The sequence below is a fragment of the Streptomyces sp. R21 genome (assembly GCF_041051975.1).
Classification (GTDB): domain Bacteria; phylum Actinomycetota; class Actinomycetes; order Streptomycetales; family Streptomycetaceae; genus Streptomyces.
Map to the genome: position 1 here is coordinate 9,562,736 of NZ_CP163435.1, position 15,626 is coordinate 9,578,361.

A 15,626-nucleotide genomic window follows, 5' to 3' on the forward strand; every position below is an offset into this window, starting at 1 on the left:
ATCCCCAGGATGCCCGTGACCCACACAGCCGACCCCGTCCAGACAGCCGGCCCCGTCCAGCTGGCCATCGAGCGGCCGCTCCTCGTCGTACCCGCACCCGCGCCCCCACCCGACGGAACCGCCGCACCCCCGCAGCCCGCCGCGCCCCAACTCTGGAGACGCCACCGCGTTCCCCTCCTCGCCACGCTGCCGATGCTGGTGCCTTACGCGGTGTGGTGGGCGTTCCTCGCCACCGGCGGCGGTGACCTCGCCGCGCAGGATGCGTGGGCACAGTTCGCGTCGCAGAACGGGGGATCGGCGTACAACCTGTCCTGGTACGGCGGGATGCACGCCGCCAACTACAGCCTGATCTCCCCGTATTTGATGGCGGCCGTCGGCGTGCGCACGGTCACCGTGCTCTCCGGGCTCGCAGCCACCTGGCTGGCCGCGGTGCTCATCACCCGTACCGGCATACGGCGCCCGCTGGGCCCGGCGCTCCTCGCGTCGTTCGCCCTGTGGTGCGATGTCGCCTCGGGCCGTACGACCTTCGCGCTCGGCGTGGCTCTGGGCCTCGGGGCCTGCGTGCTGCTCACCCGGGAGCGCCGCGCGGTCGTCGCCGGCGCCTACGCAGCGCTCGCGACCATGGCCAGCCCGGTCGCGGGGCTCTTCCTGGCCGTCGTGGGCGCGGCATTCCTTCTCGTACGGGACTGGAGGCGCGCGCTCGCGCTGCTGGCGCCGCCCGCCGCCGTGGTCGCCACGACCACGCTCCTCTTCCCTTTCACCGGCGAGCAGTTGATGCCGGCCGACCGGATCTGGGCGCCCGCGCTGCTCGGCCTGACCGTCACCGTGCTGGCTCCCCGCACCTGGCACGTGGCGCGCTGGAGCGGGGTCGTCTATGCGACCGGAACCGTCCTCGTCTATCTCGTCCCCTCGCCGATCGGCACGAACATCGAGCGGCTCGCGGCGCTGTTCGCTCCGGCGGTGTTTCTCGCGGCGCTCCGCAGTGCACCGCGGCTGCGGCGGCTGTCCCGCAACGTCCTGATCGTGGCGCTGGTGTTCTCCGTCGGCTGGGTGGGCTCGAAGACGGTCGCCGACCTGAGGGTGAGCGCGTCGGTGCCGGCCTGGGCGGTGGACACCCGTGGCGTCGTACGGGCACTCCATGGTCTCGGCGCCGACCGCACCCGGGTCGAGGCGGTCCCGGCCCGCAACCACCGCGAGGCCACCGCACTCGCCCCGCACGTCAACCTCGCGCGCGGCTGGAACCGCCAGCTCGACATGGAACGCGACCGGCTCTTCTACGACGGCACCTTCTCGGCCACCACCTACCGGGCCTGGCTGGACCGCTGGGCGGTCGGCTTCGTGGTCGTGCCGCTCGGCGAACCGGACGGCTACGCCGAGGACGAGGCGCGTCTGGTCCGTGAGCACCGGCCCGACTGGCTGGAGCCCGTGTGGCAGGACGCCCACTGGCGGGTGTACCGGGTGCGCGACGCGGTGCCGCTGGTGTCGGCGCCCGCCTCTGTCGTCCGGACCACCAGCGCCGAGGTCGAGGTCCGCGTTCCGGGCTCCGGTTCGGTGACCCTACGGGTCGCGTACTCGCCGTGGCTGCGCTCCGACGGCGGCTGCCTCACCCCGGACGGCGAGTTCACGCGGCTGACGGTGACCCGGCCGGGCGTGTACCGGATCGGCTCGCAGTACGGTCCCTCACCGGCGCCGGACTCCTGCTGACCCCGGCGGCCGCCGTCGCCGGGCCGGTGCTCCCGTTCGCCGCCCTCACTGCCGCGGCCCCGGGGCGCCGGCATTTCCGGTCTGCCAGGCCCATGCGGCGATCTCGACGCGGTTGCGCGCGGAGAGCTTCAGCTGAATGCCGGCCAGGTGTGTCTTCACGGTCGACAGGGAGACGTACAGTGACGCGGCGATCTCGGCATTGGTGTGACCGAGGGCGACCAGCCGTACGACGTCCAACTCACGGTCGGTGAGCGGGTCCTGGGGCTCCGGCGGTGCGGCGGGCTTCGGGGCCTGATTCGCGGTGAGGTGCTTGAGCAGCCGTACGGTGATCGACGGCGACACCAGCGAGTCACCGTTCGCGGCCGCGCGGACCGCCTCGGCCAGCAGCGTGGGGCCGGAGTCCTTGAGCAGGAAGCCGCAGGCCCCGCCGTGCAACGCGCCGTAGACGTACTCGTCGAGGTCGAACGTCGTCACCACGACGATCCGCAGCGGGTCCGCGACGGTCGGCCCGGCCAGCAGCCGCGTCGCCTCCAGCCCGTCGAGCTTGGGCATGCGGATGTCCAGCAGGCACACATCCGGCCGCAACTCCCGGGCCAGCGCCACGGCTTCCGCCCCGTCGCGAGCCTCGGCGACCACGGTCATGTCCGGCTGCGCGTCCAGGAAGAAGCGGAAGCCGGTACGGACCATGTCCTGGTCGTCGGCGATCAGGACACGGATCGGGGTGCGGTCGGTCATGGGCGCATCATGCCTGAGCCCGGTGCGGCGAGGGCGACCGGTCCGGGGGTGGTGGGCGGATCACACTCCTCTCGCGCCGTCGATCCGCTCACGGAGCAGGTCCGCGTGTCCGTTGTGCCGGGCGTACTCCTCGACCATGTGGATGAGCACCCAGCGCAGCGACACCTCCCCGCGCCACGCGTCGAGGCCCGCGACGTCAAGGTCGGGCGCCTCGGCGACGAAGCGGTCGGCGAACGCCACCTCGGCATGCCAGGCTTCCCACGCCGCCGCGACCACCGACGGGTCGGACACCGCACCGTCGAAGTCCCCGTCGGGGTCGGCCCCCGAGGAGAAGAGCGGCTGTACGTCGAGCCCGGCCAGGATCCGCCGGAACCAGCGACGCTCGACATCGGCGAGGTGCCGGACGAGGCCGAGCAGGGAGAGCGTGGACGGCTCCACGGACCTGTGGGCCAACTCGGCTTCCAAGCCTGTGCACTTCAGCTCCAGTGTCGTGCGCTGGGCCTTGAGGAAGTCGACGAGCATGCGCCTTTCGTCGCCGGTCGCGGGACCACTGAACCGAGGATCGTCCTCTTCGGCGATGAACATTTGCGCTCTTCTGCTCGGGATGGTCATGCCGGCCATCCTCAACCATGAGGGTGCGTCATCGAAAGCGAGATTCTCAGGCGGAGCCCGCGGCTACAGCTCCCGGTCTCCCTGCCAGGTGACCGACGTCAGCATGGCGAGGCTGCCGTGTGCCAGACCCTTGTAGGTGACTGTCCGGCCGGGGCCGATTTCGTGGGCGACCTGCCTCGCCAGGTCCATCCCCTCGCGGAACAGCCGCTGCCACGCCCCGTCGTACTTGGCCTCGTCGCGGTCCCCGATCATGAGATTGAGCGTGGTGTTGATCCCGTCCGCCCATGCGTACAGGGCGGCGACCAGGCCGTCCGACAGGTGCAGGGCGGCGGTGGGATCGTCGGGGAAGAAGTCCCCGAAACCGTCGGAACGCAGCGGACCGAACTTGAACTCGCCGTCGACGTCGATGTGGAGCGGGTGGGGCGGGGTGCCGTCACCCTCCTCGTGCAGGCGGTCGCAGCCCCAGCAGATCCACTTCGACGTCCGGTGCCGCTCGTCCCGGTAGCGCACCGCCACTGCGGGGCCGAGGTGCCTGGCCAGCCGTCGGGCCACCACCAGGCCCTGCTGGACGTGCTCGCTCAGGCTCGGAGGGGACGCGGAATCCTCCGACGGCCGCGACAGCGACCACGCGCGCAGGGCGTCGGCGAGATCGGCCGGCAGGCCCAGCTCGGGGTCGTCCAGCGGGACGCAGCCGGTGTACGTGTCGATGTCGTCGTACGCCCACTCCAGGTACGACTCGTACAAGGGGGACGGCTCGCCGCGGCTCTGTACGAGCAGGTGGCGCGTTTCTTCGTGGGCCATGTGGCATTCGCTCCGATCGCAGACCTGCCTTGCCGACGCGTTCTCTTCTGCGCCGAACGGGCTGATGGACCATGCTGCTGACGTCGAGGAATTTAGGGTGACCGGTGTCTAGTTGGTGCATACGTTGTTCGACCGGGAGTGAGTCGGCCTTTGCGGGAGGCCGGCCGTCCCTTGGGAAAGGAACGATCGATGGATGAGCAGGGCGAGCGTTTCGACGTCGTCGTACTCGGAGCGGGCCCCGGTGGATACGTGGCCGCCATTCGAGCCGCCCAGCTGGGCAAGCGCGTCGCGGTGATCGAGGAGAAGTACTGGGGCGGTGTCTGTCTGAACGTGGGCTGCATCCCCACCAAAGCCCTGCTGCGCAACGCCGAGCTGGCGCACATCTTCACCCGAGAGGCCAAGACCTTCGGCATCCAGGTCGACGGGACGGTCTCCTTCGACTACGGCGAGGCCTATCGGCGCAGCCGCAAGGTGGCGGACGGCCGGGTCAAGGGCGTGCACTACCTGATGAAGAAGAACCAGATCACCGAGATCAGCGGGCGCGGCACCTTCCGTGACGCGCACACCCTGGAGGTGGCCGGCTTCGACGGCTCGACACGGACGGTCGGCTTCGATCACTGCATCATCGCCACCGGTGCCACTCCGAAGCTGCTGCCGGGCACCCGCCGCACCTCCCGCGTCGTCACGTTCGAGGAGCAGATCCTCGCCGAGGAGCTGCCGCAGTCCATCGTGATCGCGGGCGCCGGTGCGATCGGCATCGAGTTCGCCTACGTGCTGCACAACTACGGTGTGAAGGTCACCATCGTCGAGTTCCTGGACCGCCTCGCCCCGCTCGAGGACGCCGACGTCTCCGCGGAACTGGCCAAGCAGTACCGCCGGCTGGGCATCGACGTGCTCACCTCCACCCGGGTCGAGTCGATCGACGAGTCCGGTCCGCAGGTCCGCGTCACGGTCACCGGCAAGGACGGCAACCAGCAGGTCCTGGAGGCCGACAAGGTGCTCCAGGCGATCGGCTTCGCCCCGAACGTCACCGGCTACGGCCTGGAGCAGGCGGGCGTCCAGGTCACCGAGCGCGGCGCGATCGACGTCGACGGCCGCTGCCGTACGTCGGTGCCGCACATCTACGCCATCGGCGACGTGACCGCGAAGCTGATGCTGGCGCACGCCGCCGAGGCCATGGGGGTCATCGCCGCCGAGACCCTCGCGGGTGCGGAGACGATGGAGCTGGACTATGTGATGATCCCGCGCGCCACCTACTGCCAGCCCCAGATCGCCAGCTTCGGCTACACCGAGGCGCAGGCCCGCGAGAAGGGCTTCGACGTGAAGGTGGCGAAGTTCCCGTTCACCGCGAACGCCAAGGCGCACGGGCTCGGGGACGCGACCGGGTTCGTGAAGCTGATCAGCGACGCGAAGTACGGCGAACTGATCGGCGGCCACCTCATCGGCCCGGACGTCACCGAGCTGCTGCCCGAGCTGACCCTGGCCCAGCAGTGGGACCTGACCGTCCACGAAGTCGCCCGCAATGTGCACGCCCACCCCACCCTGGGCGAGGCGGTCAAGGAAGCGCTGCACGGCCTCGCCGGGCACATGATCAACATGTGAGGCCGCGCATCCCGCGCACAGCGGCGCACGCAGGTTGATCTTTCGGGCGACGGCGCGGCCGTCGCCCGAAAGCCGTCCTGAGGTCTGTTCGCGACACCCACGTTGCATGGTCATGCGTAATAGCGCATACTCTTCCTATGTCTAAGGTTCTTACCTCCCTGCCCATCGGCGAGCGCGTCGGCATCGCCTTCTCCGGCGGCCTCGACACCTCCGTCGCGGTCGCGTGGATGCGCGACAAGGGTGCCGTCCCGTGCACCTACACCGCCGACATCGGCCAGTACGACGAGCCCGACATCGCGTCGGTGCCCGGCCGCGCGTCGGCGTACGGAGCCGAGATCGCGCGTCTGGTCGACTGCCGTGCGGCACTGGTCGAGGAGGGCCTTGCCGCGCTCACGTGCGGCGCGTTCCACATCCGCTCGGGCGGGCGTGCCTACTTCAACACGACGCCGCTCGGCCGCGCCGTCACCGGCACTCTGCTGGTGCGGGCGATGCTCGAGGACGACGTGCAGATCTGGGGCGACGGCTCGACGTTCAAGGGCAATGACATCGAGCGGTTCTACCGCTACGGCCTGCTCGCCAACCCGCACCTGCGCATCTACAAGCCCTGGCTGGACGCGGACTTCGTGACCGAGCTCGGCGGCCGCAAGGAGATGTCGGAGTGGCTGGTCGCCCACGGCCTGCCCTACCGCGACAGCACCGAGAAGGCCTACTCGACCGACGCCAACATCTGGGGCGCCACCCACGAGGCCAAGACCCTGGAGCACCTGGACACCGGCGTCGAGACCGTCAACCCGATCATGGGCGTGCGGTTCTGGGACCCCTCGGTCGAGATCGCCGCCGAGGACGTGACGATCGGCTTCGATCAGGGCCGTCCGGTCTCGATCAACGGCAAGGAGTTCGCGACCGCGGTCGACCTGGTGATGGAGGCCAACGCCATCGGCGGCCGCCACGGCCTGGGTATGTCCGACCAGATCGAGAACCGGATCATCGAGGCCAAGAGCCGCGGCATCTACGAGGCCCCCGGCATGGCACTGCTGCACGCGGCCTACGAGCGCCTCGTCAACGCGATCCACAATGAGGACACCCTCGCCCAGTACCACAACGAGGGCCGGCGCCTCGGCCGCCTCATGTACGAGGGCCGCTGGCTCGACCCGCAGGCGCTGATGATCCGCGAGTCGCTGCAGCGCTGGGTCGGCGCGGCCGTCACCGGCGAGGTGACGCTGCGGCTGCGGCGCGGCGAGGACTACTCGCTCCTCGACACCACGGGCCCGGCGTTCAGCTACCACCCGGACAAGCTGTCCATGGAGCGCACCGAGGACTCGGCGTTCGGCCCGGTGGACCGGATCGGCCAGCTGACCATGCGCAACCTCGACATCGCCGACTCGCGCGCCAAGCTGGAGCAGTACGTCGGCCTCGGCCTGATCGGCACCGGCAGCCCCACGATCGGCGCCTCCCAGGCGGCCGCGACCGGGCTGATCGGCACCATGCCGGAACTGCCCGAGGGCGGCGCCGAGGCCATCGCCTCCCGCGGCGAGGTCTCCGAGGACGAGGCGCTCCTGGACCGCGCCGCGATGGAGTCCGGAACGGACTGACCGGGCGTCACCGGCTCACCTGGTACGACCTGGCCAACCGCCTCCTGCACCCTGGCACTTGCCCAGGTGCGGGAGGCGGTGTCGTAGGTGACGCGGATCAACTGCCGCCGGGGGACTGGTAGGAAGGTTTCCAATTCGCTAGCATCCCGGGCGGTGGCTTGGCGCGGTGCCTGATTCCGGTGAGGCATGACGCGCTCAGCGAGAGCTCTGACCCGGCCGCCGTGACGCTACCCCCTGCCCGCACACCGGCCGGGGGTCCGCCGTCACGCACCGGTGTCCAGCTCTCGCCACCCCCAAGGCCAGGGAGTCCAGGGATGCACCTGAACGCCTCAGCTCCGCCCCCCACGCCCACGCGGGCCCGTACGGTAGGCGTGGTCATCGCCGCCGTACTCCTCCTCGTCGGCGGCCTGTTGCTCACCTACCCCGACCGGGCCGGCGCCGCCGCCGACCCCCTCATCTCGAACGGCAGGCCCGCCACGGCGTCCTCCGTCGAGAGCTCCGCACTCGGCCCGCAGAATGCCGTCGACGGCGCCCCGGCCACCCGCTGGGCGAGCGCCGAGGGCAAGGACCCGCAGTGGATCTCCGTCGACCTCGGTGCCACCGCCGATGTCACGCGGGTGGCGCTGCGTTGGGAGGCCGCGTACGCCAAGGCGTACCGCATCGAGGTCTCCGCCGACGGCGCCACCTGGACCCGCCTCGCGAGTGAGACGGCCGGGAACGGCGGCACCGACGACTGGACCGCTCTCTCCGGCCAGGGCCGCTACCTGCGCGTGTACGGCACGGCGCGCGGCACGTCGTACGGCTACTCGCTGTACGAGGTCGAGGTGTACGGCACGTTCGACGGCGGGCCCCCGCCGACCGGCGCCTTCACCGTGGTCGCCGCCGGTGACATCGCTGCCCAGTGCACCGCCTCCGACAGCGGCTGCGCCCACCCGAAGACCGCAGCGCTGGCCCAGCGGATCAACCCGAAGTTCTATCTGACGATGGGCGACAACCAGTACGACGACGCCCGGATCGCCGACTACCGCGCCTACTACGACAAGACCTGGGGCGTCTTCAAGGACAGGACCCACCCAGTCCCGGGCAACCACGAGACATACGACCCGGCAGGCTCCCTGGTCGGCTACAAGTCGTACTTCGGGGCGATCGCCTACCCCCAGGGCAAGAGCTACTACAGCTTCGACGAAGGCAGTTGGCACTTCATCGCCCTCGACTCCAACTCCTTCGACCAGAGCGCCCAGATCGACTGGCTCAAGGCCGACCTCGCCCACAACAGCAAGGCGTGCATCGCCGCCTACTGGCACCACCCGCTCTACTCCTCGGGCGGACACGGCAACGACCCGGTCAGCAAGCCGGTTTGGAAGATCCTCTACGCGGCCCGAACCGACCTCGTGCTCAACGGGCACGACCACCACTACGAGCGGTTCGCCCCGCAGGATCCCGACGGGCGGGCCACGGCCGACGGCATCGTGGAGATCGTCGGCGGCATGGGCGGCGCCGAGCCGTACCCCATCGAGAACGTCCAGCCCAACAGCCAGAAGCGGATCAGCGGTCAATACGGCGTCCTGAAACTGGACTTCACCGACTCCGGCTATGGCTGGACCTACGTGGGAACGGACGACCAGATCAAGGACACCAGCCCGAAGTACGCCTGCCACTGATGTATTTGGCGACCACAGGCCGCCGGGACACGTCGGCCCCGCCCTCCACCGGCGGGGCGGGCCGACGCGTCCCCGGCACCGTACTGGCACTCGGCACGGTCAGCCTCGTCACCGACATCTCCTCCGAGATGGTCACCGCGGTGCTGCCGCTCTACCTCGTCCTCGGACTGGGTCTCTCACCCCTCCAATTCGGCTTCCTGGACGGCCTGTTCAACGGCGGCTCCGCCGTCGTACGACTGCTCGCCGGGCACGCCGCCGACCGCGGCCACCGGCACAAACGGGTCGCCGGCATCGGCTACGCCCTCTCCGCCTGCTCCCGCCTCGGCCTGCTGCTCGCGGGCGGCGCCGCCACCGGCATCGCGGCGGCCCTCGCCACCGACCGGATCGGCAAGGGCATCCGTACGGCGCCACGCGACGCCCTGATCACCCTGAGCAGCCCGCCCGACGCACTCGGCCGCTCCTTCGGCGTGCACCGGGCCATGGACACCACCGGCGCGCTGCTGGGCCCGCTCGCCGCGTTCGCCCTGCTCGGCGCCACCGCCGACGCCTACGACGCGGTGTTCGTCGTCAGCTTCTGCGTCGGCCTGCTCGGGGTACTGCTCCTCGTCCTGTACGTCCCCGGGCACCGGCCGGCACCGTCGACGCCGGTCTCAACACCCCGTACAGGCAAGGCGTTTGGCGCACTACGAGATCCCGCCTTCCGACGGATAGTCGCAGCCGCCGCACTGCTCGGCGCCGCCACCATCGGCGACGCGTTCGTCTACCTCCTGCTCCAACGCCGACTGAACCTCCCCGTCGGCTGGTTCCCGCTGCTGCCGCTCGGCGCGGCCGCGTGCTACCTGGTGCTCGCCGTCCCGGCGGGCCGGATCGCGGACCGGGCGGGGCGACGGCTGCCCTTCCTGTACGGACATCTCGCACTGCTCGCCGTGTACACGGTGCTCCTCGCCCCGGCCGACGGCCCGCCCCTGCTCCTCCTCGTGCCGGTCCTCGCGCTGCTCGGCGTCTTCTATGCCACCACCGACGGGGTGCTGATGGCCCTCGCCGGGTCCGTGCTGCCCCCGGACGGCAGCGCGGGCGGACTCGCTCTGCTCCAGACCGGCCAGGCGCTGTCGCGGATGCTCGCCGCGGCGGGCTTCGGCGCCGCATGGACGGTGTGGGGACCGCGCCCCGCGCTGTGGGCGGCGACGTCGGTCCTGCTCGCCGCTCTCGCGGGCGGCTGGGCACTGCTGCCGCGCACCGCGTCCGACGCCCCGGGCTCCGCAGAGCCACCGGGAGACCAGAACCCCGAGAGGCGGACCGCATGACGGCCAGGTTCCCCGGACCCCCGAACCCGCTCGGCCCCCGGGCCCGTATCGCCGTCCTGGTGGCCGCGGTGCTGCTCCTCGCGGCCGGATCCGTGGGGTACGTGCTGCATTCAGAAGCCCGGTCGGACGGCCAACGGGGCGCAGCCGACGCCTCGTTCACCCTCGACGGTCCCGCGCTGTACTTCCGGGACACGGCCACCGGACGCGTCGCGCACCAGCCGCTCGCCGGAACCCGCGGCGACCGCACCACCGGCGGCCCCGTCTGCGACCGGTTCCACGCGGCCGGCGGCACCGCCCTCTGCCTGCGCGCGAAGCCCGGGGTGCTGCCGAAGACGTACGCGATCGTGCTCGACCGGCGGCTTCGCGAGGTGCGCCGGATCACCGTGCCCGGCATCCCGACCCGGGCCCGCGTCTCCGCCTCCGGACGGATGCTGGCCTGGACGGTGTTCGCCACCGGCGACTCGTACGCCACCACCGCCTTCTCCACCCGGACCGCCGTCCTCGACCTGCGCACCGGCTACCTGATCAAGTCCATCGAGGAGATCCCCCTCACCATCGACGGCGCCCGCCACCACGCCCCCGACGTCAACTACTGGGGGGTGACCTTCGCCCGCGACGACAACCGCTTCTACGCGACGGTCTCCACCAAGGGCCGCACCTACCTCGTGGAGGGCGACATGAAGAACTGGTCGGCGACGGCGCTGAGGCAAAACGCCGAGTGTCCCTCCCTGTCGCCCGACAACACCCGGATCGCCTTCAAGAAGAAGCTCTCCGGCGACCCGGCCGCGCCCTGGCGGCTGTACGTCCTCGACCTGCGGACCATGCGGGAGTGGCCGCTCGCCGAGACCCGGGGCGTCGACGATCAGGCGGCCTGGCTGGACGACGGCACCATCGCCTACGCGCTGCCGGGTGCCGGCGGCGGCCGTACGAGCGACATCTGGACCGTCCCCGCGGACGGCACCGGCGCGCCCCACAAGGCCGTGGCGGGCGGGTCGTCGCCGGTGGCGGTGGGGTGAGGGGTGGGGCGCCTGTCGGAGGTGGAGCCGGGTCGTTCTCCCGGGGCTCGGCTGTGATACTTCTGCCCCTAGGCAGGGTTTGCCACCCCATAAGGTGGCCTTATGAGGGCATAGATCGGACCCGGGTGCTAACTAAGGCTTGCCTTAGTCTACGGTTGCTGACGAGTCAGTCATCACCGCTCGAAGGGAACCTGATCATGCCCCGCCCCCTGCGGGTAGCCATCGTCGGTGCCGGACCCGCTGGGATCTACGCCGCCGACGCGCTGCTCAAGTCACCGATGGCCGCCACCGAGCCCGGCGTCTCCATCGACCTCTTCGAGCGCATGCCGGCACCCTTCGGTCTGATCCGTTACGGCGTCGCCCCCGACCACCCGCGTATCAAGGGCATCATCACGGCCCTCCACCAGGTGCTCGACAAGCCGCAGATCCGCCTCTTCGGCAACGTCGACTACCCGGGCGACATCAACCTGGACGACCTGCGCGCCTTCTACGACGCGGTGATCTTCTCGACCGGCGCCACCGCCGACCGGGCCCTCGACATACCCGGCATCGGCCTGGACGGCTCCTACGGCGCCGCCGACTTCGTGTCCTGGTACGACGGCCACCCCGACGTTCCGCGAACCTGGCCGCTGGAGGACGAGAAGGTCGCCGTCCTCGGCGTCGGCAACGTCGCGCTGGACGTGGCGCGCATCCTGGCCAAGACGGCGGACGAACTGCTGCCCACCGAGATCCCGCCGAACGTTCACGAGGGTCTGCAGGCCAACAAGGCCCGCGAGATCCACGTCTTCGGCCGCCGGGGCCCGGCGCAGGCGAAGTTCAGCCCGATGGAACTGCGCGAGCTGGACCACTCGCCCACCATCGAGGTCATCGTCGACCCCGAGGACATCGACTACGACGAGGGCTCGATCGCCACCCGGCGCGGCAACAAGCAGGCCGACATGGTCGCCAAGACGGTGGAGAACTGGGCGATCCGCGACGTCGGCGAGCGGCCGCACAAGCTGTTCCTGCACTTCTTCGAGTCGCCGACCGAAATCCTCGGCGAGGACGGCAAGGTCGTCGGCCTGCGCACCGAGCGCACGGCCCTCGACGGCACCGGCAACGTCAAGGGCACCGGCGAGTTCAAGGACTGGGACGTCACCGGGATCTACCGCGCCGTCGGCTACCTCTCCGACTCGCTGGCCAAGCTGCCCTGGGACGTCGAGTCGGGCACAGTGCCGGACAAGGGCGGCCGGGTGATCGAGGACTCCGGCGAGCACCTGCAGTCGACGTACGTCACCGGCTGGATCCGGCGCGGTCCGGTGGGCCTGATCGGCCACACCAAGGGTGACGCCAACGAGACGGTCGCCAGCCTGCTGGACGACCACGCGAACGGCCGTCTGCAGGAGCCGACCTCGCCCGCCCCGGAGTCGGTGGACGCCTTCCTGGCCGAGCGGAACGTGCGCTACACGACGTGGGAGGGCTGGTACCGGCTCGACGCCGCGGAGAAGGCGCTGGGCGAGCCGCAGGGCCGCGAGCGCGTGAAGATCGTCGAACGCGAGGACATGCTCAAGGCGAGCGAGGCGTAAGCCTCCCGCTCCTCAACGTGGCGGGCCCGGCCCGGGGACGTACGTCGTCCCCGGGCCGGGCCCGTTTCGCCCTGCTCTCACGGGCTGGGGCGCAGGACCAGACGCGCCTGGGATTCAGACCGTGGACGTGCGGCCGCGGTCGGTGCACAGCGCCCAGATCACGAAGATGGCGATCGCGATCGACACGAGCGCCCAGAGGGGCTGGTACGGCAGCCACATGAAGTTGGCGACCACGGCGAGCGCGGCCAGGCCGACGCCCACGCCGCGCGCCCAGGCCGCGTCCTTGAGGATGCCCCAGCCCGTCACGGCCACGAGCACGCCGAGGACCAGATGGATCCAGCCCCAGGTGGTGAGGCTGAACTCGAAGACGTAGTCGCCGATGTGGGTGTACACGTCGTCCTTGGCGATCGCGGCGATCCCGTTCAGGACGCCGAGGATGCCGTACACCATCATCAGCACGCCCGCGAACATCGTGCCGCCGGACGCCCAGGCACTGCCGCCGCCTCCGTGCTGCGCGGGTCGTCCGGGGGTTTGGGTCGCGTTCGTCATGGTCGTACTCCGTCCCTGTGGCCCCTCATGGGCGACGACTTCGAGCGTGGGTCCGCCGGGGGCGGGCGGCGAGCGGGTGTGGGCCGTTCGGGTGACGCGTGGAGTGTCCGGCCGCAGCACCGCACCGAAGCGTTCTCAGTAGCGGAGCGCCGTGCCGACCTTCGCCGTGACGTTGTCGTTCGACAGGTTGTGGGTGCTGCGCGCGGTGGCCCGGCCGGTCTTGCCGGCCGCCACGTCGGAGAGCGTCACCACTACCGTGTCCAGCAGCTTGTCGTCCGTGTCACGGAAGTCGACCTTCACCGCGAAGGACTTCGTGGAGTCGGCGGTGTTCTCGGCGGAGACGTCGACCGTGGTGCGGCCGTCGGAGTCGGTGGACGGATCGCCCAGTTTCACCTGGTCCTTGGCGTCCAGGCCGTTCTTTACCTCGTCGAGTTTCCGCTGGGCGGCGTCCGACGCCGACGCGAGCGCGTCGGACGCCCGGGAGGCGGCCGAGGAGACCGCCGACGCGGCCTTCGACACGACGTCCGACGGGCTGGTGTTGTCGTCCGAACACCCCGCCGCGCCCGCGGCGACGACCGCGGCCACCACCGCACCCGCCAGTCCCCGCACCCACGTGCCCGGCATCGCGCCTCCCGCAATCGAACTCGACTTCGCCCCAGTCAACGGGCGTCGCGGCGCGGGTGCTCGTCCGGCGGGGACATCCGGGTGACGCGGGCGGCCAGGACGGCGAAGTCGTCCTCCGCGTCGGATGGGGCGACGTCGTCGAGGAGCCGGTCGAGGAGTTGCTCGGTCGATTCCCGGCCGGTGAGCCGGAGCCCGGTGAGGCGGGAGAGCGAGGCGTCGATGTCCTCGCTGCGGCGCTCGACCAGACCGTCTGTGTAGAGCAGCAGGGTGTGGCCCGCGCGGCAGGGGGCGGCCATGGTCTCGTAGCCGCCGAAGCCCATGCCGAGGGGTGGGCCCGGGGGCACCGGGACCAGGACGACCGCGCCGTCGGGAGCGACGACGGCGGGCGGGAGGTGGCCGGCGCTGGCGTACAGACAGGTTCCGTCGGCGGGGTCGGCGATGGCGATCACGCAGGTCGCCGGGCGCTGTACGCCGACCTGGCCCAGCAGCACGTCCATCCGTTCCAGGATCCGGTCCGGCGGCAGGTGCTCGCTCGCCGCCACCCGCAGCATCGCCTGGTAGCGGCTCATCTCCACAGCCGCCTCCAGACCGTGGCCCATCACGTCCCCGACCGCCATCAGGGTCCGGCCGCCCGGCAGCGCGACGATCTCGAACCAGTCGCCGCCGACCAGCACGCGCCGCCCGGCGGGCCGGTACCGGTGGGCGATGTCCACGTCGGGGTGCGGTCGGCCCGGCTCGGCGAGCATCGCCCGCTGCAGCTCGACGACCGCGTTGTGCTCGGCGGTGTAGCGGCGCGCGTTGTCCAGGCTGATCGCGGCACGGCCCGCCAGGTCCAGGGCGACCACCGAGTCCTCCTCGCCGAACGCGGGCGAGTTGCCGGCCCGGATCAGGGTGACGGTGCCGACGTCGTGGTCGCGGGCCGTCAGCGGGACGACCAGCGCCGAGTGGATGCCCAGCTTCCGGTAGGCGGCGACCCGGTCGGGGTGCGGGGCGGAGCGGCCCAGTTCCTCGTCCGCGAGCAGGTTCTCGATGACCGGCAGTCGCGTCTCCAGACAGCGCGGGATCGTCGACCCCGGCTGGTAGTCGACGTACGACCCCGGCGGGCCGAACCGCCGTACGGCCTCGCGCAGTTCCGGTACGGAGGCCATCGCCGCCCGGCGCAGCCGCAGCACCCCGCCGCCGGGCCTGCGGGTGGATCCCGTCTGCGGGAACACCTCCACCGTCGCCACGTCGGCGATCCGCGACACCAGGAAGTCGGCCAGCTCGCCGCAGGTGGTGTCCATGTCGAGTGTGGTCCCGATCCGGGTGGCGGCCGCGTCCAGCAGGGCGAGCCGCTCGCGGGCCTGCTCCAGCGCGCGCTGCTGCTCCCGCGCCGCCGAGATCTCCAGAAGGATTCCTACGACACCGAGTACGGCGCCGTCCGGAGCCTCCAGCCGGTGGTAGGCGCCGTGCCAGTAGCGGCGCTCCAACGGCGATTCGGCGCGGGTGTGCCCACTGGAGACGATCTCGCGGGGGCGGCCGTCCTTGAGGACCCGGCGCATCACGTCCTCGCCCGCGTCGATGTCGGGGACGATCTCGGCGATGGTGCGACCGATGTGGTCGCCGGCCGGGACGCCGTTCATACGGGCGAGCGTGGGGTTGACGTACCGGTAGCGCAGCTCGATGTCGAGGACGCCGACCGCGGCTTCGGTGTCATCGAGGATCCGTCGCAGCAGCATGGCGACGCGCGGCGACGTGGGTTCGTCGAACACCCCGGTCAGCCTCCTCGACGTGCTCGTGCACTCCGGCCCCTGCGACGTGCGCCCCGCGGATACGGCGTCACGGTGTGACGGTCGGGAAGTCCGGGTCGAGCGCGTCGAGC

Annotated in this window: 13 protein-coding genes; 7 read left to right on the forward strand and 6 right to left on the reverse strand. The window is 71.1% G+C overall.

All coding sequences use genetic code 11. The annotated features are described in order from the left end of the window. Window positions 1-15 precede the first annotated feature (15 nt). A complete protein-coding gene (locus tag AB5J56_RS42815; RefSeq protein ID WP_369241539.1) occupies window positions 16-1,704 on the forward strand; it encodes a hypothetical protein in 1,689 nt (562 codons plus the stop codon). 45 nt (window positions 1,705-1,749) lie between these two features. Here AB5J56_RS42815 and AB5J56_RS42820 read toward each other — a convergent pair whose 3' ends face one another. The 3 genes from AB5J56_RS42820 to AB5J56_RS42830 form a co-directional block, all read right to left on the reverse strand. After that, complete coding sequence (locus AB5J56_RS42820) at window positions 1,750-2,439, reverse strand: response regulator (protein WP_369241541.1); 690 nt, start codon at window positions 2,437-2,439, stop codon at window positions 1,750-1,752. A gap of 60 nt (window positions 2,440-2,499) precedes the next feature. Beyond that, a complete protein-coding gene (locus AB5J56_RS42825) occupies window positions 2,500-3,024 on the reverse strand; it encodes a DinB family protein (protein ID WP_369241543.1) in 525 nt (174 codons plus the stop codon). A gap of 90 nt (window positions 3,025-3,114) precedes the next feature. After that, on the reverse strand, window positions 3,115-3,852 hold the full coding sequence (locus AB5J56_RS42830) for a hypothetical protein (RefSeq protein ID WP_369241545.1): 738 nt from the start codon (window positions 3,850-3,852) through the stop codon (window positions 3,115-3,117). A gap of 189 nt (window positions 3,853-4,041) precedes the next feature. On the opposite strand from AB5J56_RS42830, the gene lpdA reads away from it, so the two are divergent. The 6 genes from lpdA (at window position 4,042) to AB5J56_RS42860 (ending at window position 12,592) form a co-directional block, all read left to right on the forward strand. Beyond that, window positions 4,042-5,454, forward strand: coding sequence for a dihydrolipoyl dehydrogenase (gene lpdA / locus AB5J56_RS42835; RefSeq protein WP_369241547.1), 1,413 nt, complete (start codon window positions 4,042-4,044; stop codon window positions 5,452-5,454). Between the two features lie 137 nt (window positions 5,455-5,591). Then, entirely contained in the window at window positions 5,592-7,046 is a 1,455-nt protein-coding gene (gene argG / locus AB5J56_RS42840; RefSeq protein WP_369241549.1) for an argininosuccinate synthase, read from the forward strand. Between the two features lie 314 nt (window positions 7,047-7,360). Then, on the forward strand, window positions 7,361-8,707 hold the full coding sequence (locus tag AB5J56_RS42845) for a discoidin domain-containing protein (RefSeq protein WP_369241551.1): 1,347 nt from the start codon (window positions 7,361-7,363) through the stop codon (window positions 8,705-8,707). Beyond that, on the forward strand, window positions 8,707-10,011 hold the full coding sequence (locus AB5J56_RS42850; RefSeq protein WP_369241553.1) for an MFS transporter: 1,305 nt from the start codon (window positions 8,707-8,709) through the stop codon (window positions 10,009-10,011). Before AB5J56_RS42845 ends, AB5J56_RS42850 begins: the two co-directional genes overlap by 1 nt. Beyond that, window positions 10,008-11,027, forward strand: coding sequence for a TolB family protein (locus AB5J56_RS42855; RefSeq protein WP_369241555.1), 1,020 nt, complete (start codon window positions 10,008-10,010; stop codon window positions 11,025-11,027). Before AB5J56_RS42850 ends, AB5J56_RS42855 begins: the two co-directional genes overlap by 4 nt. Before the next feature lie 197 nt (window positions 11,028-11,224). After that, entirely contained in the window at window positions 11,225-12,592 is a 1,368-nt protein-coding gene (locus tag AB5J56_RS42860) for an FAD-dependent oxidoreductase (RefSeq protein ID WP_369241557.1), read from the forward strand. Window positions 12,593-12,706: 114 nt separating this feature from the next. Here the strand turns inward: AB5J56_RS42860 and AB5J56_RS42865 are convergent, their stop codons facing one another. The 3 genes from AB5J56_RS42865 to AB5J56_RS42875 form a co-directional block, all read right to left on the reverse strand. After that, window positions 12,707-13,141: a hypothetical protein gene (locus AB5J56_RS42865; RefSeq protein ID WP_369241559.1), complete on the reverse strand. Its 435-nt coding sequence runs from the start codon at window positions 13,139-13,141 to the stop codon at window positions 12,707-12,709. Between the two features lie 135 nt (window positions 13,142-13,276). Continuing rightward, a complete protein-coding gene (locus tag AB5J56_RS42870; RefSeq protein ID WP_369241561.1) occupies window positions 13,277-13,765 on the reverse strand; it encodes a hypothetical protein in 489 nt (162 codons plus the stop codon). A 35-nt stretch (window positions 13,766-13,800) separates the two neighbouring features. Then, on the reverse strand, window positions 13,801-15,516 hold the full coding sequence (locus AB5J56_RS42875) for a SpoIIE family protein phosphatase (RefSeq protein WP_369241563.1): 1,716 nt from the start codon (window positions 15,514-15,516) through the stop codon (window positions 13,801-13,803). Window positions 15,517-15,626: the final 110 nt, after the last annotated feature.